Here is a 1,224-nt window from a genome sequence, read left to right as displayed (position 1 = left end):
TAGGAAGTAATATATGTTCTACCCAACAAATAAAAACATTAGCATTGACTGACCCGCTCAATAGACCCATCGCAACTATTGTGGCGCCGATAAGCGCGCCTATAGCATGTGTTGTGTGTTTTTCCCCCATCATGAATCCTATAACAACGCGTTACCTTCCAAGAATAGCCGTGTGTCTGTGGCATATCCTGGGACTTTCCGTTAGATTGTTACAGAAGATAGCACAGCTGATTGTACACAGGCTGAGGCTCTTATTGAGGGCATAAACGCCCAATGTCTTTTAGCCGACAAAGGCTATGATGCAGATGCTGTATTAGACATGGCAAACAGTCAAACCATTCAAGCGGTGATTCCTGCAAAAAAGAAGCGAAAAGAACAGCGCTTCTATGACCAAGACTTGTACAAGATCAGACATCGTGTTGAAAATGCCTTCTTGCATGATAAAAAGTTTATTATCAGGGGCGATACCTCCCCAGAAACCTTTTCGCCCAGGCAATCGTGGCTCTAAAAGACTCCATATGTGATCTGACATATCATGGCGTCGGTGAGCGCCTATCATAAAAACCTTTCATTGACTCATTCTATACCTCATGCTAGCATAGGTTTACTCTCGTGACGACACTATCTAAAGCGTTTAAGTCATGGAAGAGAATATTGAATGACTTGAACAGGCTAAACCATAAAGGGGGTATTCAAGCATTGATGGATAAACCCAGAGCTATCCTCAGAATGAAGAGGGGAAAAGAGCAAATTTTTAGCATAGGAATTGATGGAGAGTCAGAGCGTGAATTCACGCGCTTTTAAACAATGAAGAGATAGAAGCAAGAAAGGGACAGGTTCACACCTTGGGCTATTCGCTAAATGGTGATGTGCACAAGCGCTAAGCCTCATGATAGTATGAGTACCAAAAGAGTCTTATTTGGCTTGAAGGAAAACTTTGTAAAGCTGGTGAACATTTTAGCACATCAAGGCTATCAAAGTGATCTAAATTAGTGGGTTTATCTTCATACGTAAGGATCTTTACTGAGCATTGTAAAACAATGGCGACAGGTTGTAGAGCGTGCATTTGCTTGATTAAGGCATTTTAGGAGGCTATCCAAAGATTATAAGAGGTCTACTGAATCAGCCAAAGCATTTATTTCACTATTCTTCACTAAAATAATCCTCCATAGGGTAAACAAACGGTTTGCGTGACTGTTTCTTATAAGCGTTATGCAATGAGGT

Annotated in this window: 1 protein-coding gene and 2 pseudogenes; 2 read left to right on the top strand and 1 reads right to left on the bottom strand. The window is 41.3% G+C overall.

The features are described from left to right. Positions 1-205 precede the first annotated feature (205 nt). Positions 206-421, top strand: a pseudogene (locus HCUR_RS09740) (transposase); the annotation flags it as partial. Positions 422-439: 18 nt separating this feature from the next. Here HCUR_RS09740 and HCUR_RS09400 read toward each other — a convergent pair. Next, positions 440-559: pseudogene (locus tag HCUR_RS09400) on the bottom strand (IS5/IS1182 family transposase); the annotation flags it as partial. Between the two features lie 53 nt (positions 560-612). Between HCUR_RS09400 and HCUR_RS07635 the strand changes: the two are divergent. Then, positions 613-804, top strand: coding sequence for a hypothetical protein (locus HCUR_RS07635; RefSeq protein ID WP_129591799.1), 192 nt, complete (start codon positions 613-615; stop codon positions 802-804). Positions 805-1,224: the final 420 nt, after the last annotated feature.

Source organism: Holospora curviuscula (assembly GCF_002930195.1).
In the GTDB taxonomy this organism is placed as follows: Bacteria; Pseudomonadota; Alphaproteobacteria; order Holosporales; family Holosporaceae; genus Holospora; species Holospora curviuscula.
The sequence above is the reverse complement of the archived record's forward strand: the minus strand, read 5'-3'. Positions and strand labels throughout refer to the sequence as shown.